The sequence below is a fragment of the Thiohalocapsa sp. genome (assembly GCF_019695415.1).
GTDB lineage: Bacteria > Pseudomonadota > Gammaproteobacteria > Chromatiales > Chromatiaceae > Thiohalocapsa.
In genome coordinates, this window is record NZ_JAIFKJ010000625.1 from 5,498 (window position 1) to 10,460 (window position 4,963).

Annotated in this window: 5 protein-coding genes; all 5 read left to right on the forward strand. The window is 68.3% G+C overall.

What is annotated here, in order from left to right; translation table 11 throughout:
- Positions 1 to 1,842 (forward strand): valine--tRNA ligase (locus I6U14_RS17100; RefSeq protein ID WP_296900923.1); only part of this gene is annotated, 1,842 nt, incomplete at its 5' end.
- Between the two features lie 27 nt (positions 1,843 to 1,869).
- Entirely contained in the window at positions 1,870 to 2,760 is an 891-nt protein-coding gene (locus tag I6U14_RS17105; protein WP_296900925.1) for a UbiA family prenyltransferase, read from the forward strand.
- 100 nt (positions 2,761 to 2,860) lie between these two features.
- A complete protein-coding gene (gene ubiG / locus I6U14_RS17110) occupies positions 2,861 to 3,580 on the forward strand; it encodes a bifunctional 2-polyprenyl-6-hydroxyphenol methylase/3-demethylubiquinol 3-O-methyltransferase UbiG (protein WP_296900931.1) in 720 nt (239 codons plus the stop codon).
- 8 nt (positions 3,581 to 3,588) lie between these two features.
- A complete protein-coding gene (locus I6U14_RS17115; protein WP_296900927.1) occupies positions 3,589 to 4,302 on the forward strand; it encodes an HAD-IA family hydrolase in 714 nt (237 codons plus the stop codon).
- Positions 4,303 to 4,400: 98 nt separating this feature from the next.
- A complete protein-coding gene (locus tag I6U14_RS17120) occupies positions 4,401 to 4,901 on the forward strand; it encodes a squalene/phytoene synthase family protein (protein ID WP_296900929.1) in 501 nt (166 codons plus the stop codon).
- The last annotated feature ends 62 nt before the right edge of the window (positions 4,902 to 4,963 follow it).

Consider the following 4,963-nt stretch of genomic DNA (forward strand, 5'->3'; position numbering starts at 1 on the left):
CGCAAGCGGATCGTCGCGGACTTGGAGGCAGAAGGACTGCTGGCGGGGGTCAGGGACCACAAGCTGATGGTGCCCCGCGGCGACCGCTCCGGCGCCGTCATCGAGCCCTACCTCACCGACCAGTGGTACGTGAAGATCGGCCCGCTCGCGGAGCCCGCCATCGAGGCCGTCGAGACCGGCCGCATCCGCTTCGTGCCGGACAACTGGAAGAACACCTACTTCGAGTGGATGCGCAACATCCAGGACTGGTGCATCAGCCGGCAGATCTGGTGGGGCCACCGCATCCCGGCCTGGTACGACGCCGAGGGCAACGTCTACGTGGGCCGCTCGGAGCAAGAGGTCCGCGACAAGCACGCCCTGCCCGCGGACTTCCCGCTGGAACAGGACCCGGACGTGCTGGACACTTGGTTCAGCTCTGCGCTCTGGCCCTTTTCAACGCTGGGCTGGCCTGAACAGACGGACCGCCTTCGCGCCTTCTATCCCACCTCGGTGCTCATCACCGGCTTCGACATCATCTTCTTCTGGGTCGCCCGGATGATCATGATGGGGCTCAAGTTCATGGACGACGTGCCCTTCCGTGACGTCTACATCCACGGGCTGGTGCGCGACGCCCAGGGCAACAAGATGTCCAAGTCCAAGGGCAACGTCCTGGACCCCATCGATCTCATCGACGGCATCGAGCTGGAGCCTTTGGTGGAGAAGCGCACCAGGGGAATGATGCAACCGCATCTGGCCGAGAAGATCGCCAAGCAGACGCGCAAGGAGTTCCCCGACGGCATCCCCGCCTTCGGCACCGATGCACTGCGCTTCACCTTTGCGGCGCTGGCCACCACTGGGCGCGACATCAAGTTCGACCTGGGCCGCATCGAGGGCTATCGCAACTTTTGCAACAAGCTCTGGAACGCCTCCCGCTATGTGTTGATGAACACGGGGGGAGAGGGCCGAGGTGCGAGGGCGGAGGAGCCAGGTGACGAGACGGGCATGGAGCTGAGTGCAGCGGACCGTTGGATTCGCGCACGACTGCACCGGGCCATTGACCAGGTGCGCAAGGCCATCGATGGCTACCGCTTCGATCTCGCCGCCCAGGGCATCTACGAGTTCACCTGGAGCGAGTTCTGCGACTGGTATCTGGAGCTCGCCAAGCCGGTGCTGACCGGCGAGCACGCCAGCGCTGCGGCCAAGCGCGGCACGCGCCAGACCCTGGTACAAACACTGGAGACGCTGCTTCGGCTCGCGCACCCGTTCATGCCCTTCATCACCGAGGAGATCTGGCAGAAGGTGGCGCCGCTCGCAGGGGCTTCCGGCGAGACCATCATGCTCGCGCCCTACCCCGTTGCCGATGCCGACGCGGACGACCCCGCTGCAGTCGCGGAGATCCAATGGGTCCAGCAGTTCATCCTCGGCGTACGCCGCATCAAGGGCGAGATGAACATCCCACCCGGCAAGCCTCTGCCTGTGCTGGTGGCCAACGCAAGCGCGCAGGATCGCGCCTGGATCGAGCACGCCCGGCCCTATCTGGACTTCCTCGCCAAGACTGAGACCATCACCGTCCTCGACGACGAATCCGCGGCCCCCGAGTCCGCCATCGCACTGGTAGGGGAAATGAAGCTCCTGATCCCCATGGCCGGGCTCATCGACAAGGAGGCAGAGCTCAAGCGCCTGGACAAGGAGATCGGCAAGCTCCGCGGCGATATCGCGCGCATCGAGGGCAAGCTCGCCAACCCCAACTTCGTCGACAAGGCGCCGGCGGCGGTGGTGCAAAAGGAGCAGGAGCGCCTTACCGAGCAAGGCGCGGCGCTGGCGCAGCTGGTGGCACAGCACACCAAGATCTCCGCGCTCTAGTCTGCGCGCAGGGAAGCCGCCGCACCCATGACCATACCCCCCGTGAGCCTGCCGGCTCGGCTTGACGCTTGGCTGGCGCTGGTGCGGATGCCGCTCCTGTTCACGACCTGGTCCAATGTGATCGCCGCGCATCTGATCGCCACCATCGGCAGCCCGCACTGGCGGCTGCTGGGACTGCAGCTCGCCATCGCCACCTGCCTCTACTGGGCGAGCATGATTCTCAACGACTGTTTCGACCTCGCCCGCGACCGTGAGGCCCACCCGGATCGGCCGCTGCCCTCAGGGCGCATCGCGCCCCGCTCGGCCTGGGTGACGGGTTACGGCCTGCTCGGACTAGGCCTCGGCTTTGGCGTGCTCGCGGGGCCCGGACCGCTCCTGCTCACGCTATTGCTGGCAGGGGTGATCCTTGCCTACGTCGGCGGACTCAAGCACCGCCTGGCCGGGCCTCCCCTGCTCGCGCTGGCCCGCTGGCTCAACTGGCTGCTGGGCCTGAGCGCTGGGCTGGTGCTGATCCCAGAACTGCTGCTGGCCTTGCCCGTGCTGCTCTATACCCTGGCGCTGGCGCTGCTGCACCGGGCCGGATTGACCGCAACGCGCCGCGGCGTGCGCTTCGCCGTGATCCCATTGGCTCTGGCGCTGGCGGCAACCCTGGCGCTGTATCCGCTCGGCATCCTCACTGACCCGTATGCGCTGGCGCTCACGGCCGTCGGCGGCGCTCTGCTGCTGCGCCGCCTGCTGCGCCTGATGGATGACCCCACCCGGGCGCGCGTGCGTGCCAGTGTCGGCTTCATGCTGCTCTGCATGATCCCGCTGGACGCGCTGCTGCTCGCCGGCGACGGGCAGCGCCTCGCCGCCGTGCTGCTGCTGCTGCTGCTCCTGCCCATCTGGCTCCTGGGCTATCGCGTGCCGCCGAGCTGATCCCTAACGCGGCGCCAAATGTCCGCGACGCAGGTGAAATGCCGCTCAGCCGCTACCAATTTCCCCGCAACCCGATCCGCATGCGGAGCGACCCATGCCCATTTCCGACACCGCACCCAACGTCGACGCCTCAGAGATCCACAAGTTCGAGGAGATCGCCTCGCGCTGGTGGGACCCGGAGAGCGAGTTCAAGCCCCTGCATGAGATCAATCCGCTGCGCCTCGGCTATGTGCAGAGCCACGTGAGGCTGGCGGGCAAGAAGGTCCTGGACGTGGGCTGCGGCGGCGGTATCCTGGCTGAGTCCATGGCCGTCGCGGGCGCCGAGGTGACGGGCATCGACATGGGCGAGGAGCCGCTGCGGGTCGCCGAGCTGCACACGCTGGAGACGGGCGTGGAGGTGGACTACCGGCAGACCACCGCCGAGGCCTTGGCGGATGAGATGCCCGGCGCCTTCGATGTGGTCACCTGCATGGAGATGCTCGAGCATGTACCGGACCCGGGCTCGGTGGTGGCGGCTTGTGCGCGGCTCGTGCGGCCGGGCGGACACGTGTTCTTCTCCACCCTCAACCGCAACCCGAAGAGCTATCTCTTCGCCATCATCGGTGCTGAGTACCTGTTGAACCTGCTGCCACATGGCACCCACGACTATGCCCGCTTCATCCGCCCAGCGGAGCTTGACCGCTGGGTGCGAGCCACGCCGCTTCGCATCGTCGAGCTCACTGGCCTCACTTACAACCCGGTGACCCGCGTTTACCGGTTGGCGCCGAAGGACATCTCCGTCAACTACATGGCCGCCTGCCGCCGGCCTGCCCACAGCTGACACAAGCCATGCTATCCGCCGTCACGCCGGCCGCCGTCTTGTTCGACCTGGACGGCACCTATGCCGATACGGCCGCCGACATGGGCTCGGCGCTGAATGCCCTGCTGGCCTGCCACGGCCGCGCGCCGCTGGCGGCGGAGCGCATCCGTCCGCACGTCTCCAGCGGTGCCCGCGGGCTGCTCAAGGTAGGCTTCGACCTCACACCGGACGACGCGGGCTATGCCGAGCTGCGCGCCGAGTACCTGGACATCTATGCCGCCGATATCTGCTGCCACACCCGCCCCTTCGACGGTATGGAGTCGCTGATCCGGCAATTGGTGGACCAGGGCCTCGACTGGGGCATCGTCACCAACAAGCCGGGATGGCTGACGGAACCGCTGCTCGCGGCCATGAACCCGCTGCCGGCCCCGGCGTGTGTGGTGAGCGGCGACACCGCAGCGCGGCCGAAGCCGCATCCGGACCCGCTGCTGCACGCCTGCGCGCTGCTGGATCTGGAGCCCGCCCGCTGCTGGTACGTGGGCGACGACGCCCGGGACATCCTGGCTGGGCGCGCCGCCGGCATGGCGACCCTCGCGGCCGGGTGGGGCTATCTCGGCATCGAGAGCCACCCGCGAGACTGGGGCGCCGACGGCCTCGCCGAGCACCCACTCGCCGTGCTGGACTGGCTCACCGGCGACCGCCCGCCGACGGCTCCGCCATCATGCCCACCGCGGGCGGCCTGAGGCCGCACCAACACCACCCAGCTGCCTGAGCGCCGATGCTCGATCAGCGGCAAGCTGTGCAGCGACCGCCCGAGCCAGAGCATGCCACCGACAAGACGATGACCGCGCCCGAAAGGCAAGCCGGCCGGGCCGAGTGGCAGTATCCAAACCGCGCGACCCCGCCCGGCTCGAGCCTCTACTATGCCGTGCGCTTTGCACCGGCTCGGCTGCGCGATGCGCTGGCCGCCCTGGCGGGCTGGCGGCATGAGGTGCGCGCCATCCTGGACGAGGTCTCGGACCCCGGGGTCGCACGCCTGAAGCTCGACTGGTGGCGAGACGAGATCCGTCGCACCATCGACGGTGCCCCGCGTCATCCCCTGAGCCATGCCCTGGCGTCCGCACCCAAGGCCGCTGATCTCGATACGGGACTGCCGGCGGCGCCCTTCCTCGCCATTACCGACGTGGTCGAGCAGGAGCTGCAACGGCAACGCCCGGGCGACGCCGTTGCCCTGCGGGCCGCCGCTTCGCAGGACCTGGGTGCCCTCTTCGAGCTCATGGCCCGCGCCCATGGCGAGCGCGACGATGCGGCCATCCCGCACGCCCGCCGCATCGGCGCGTAGTGCGCCGGCGTCCGCCGCCGTCGGGAGGCACGACTGCTGGTGGGCCACGACCGCGCCGTGCG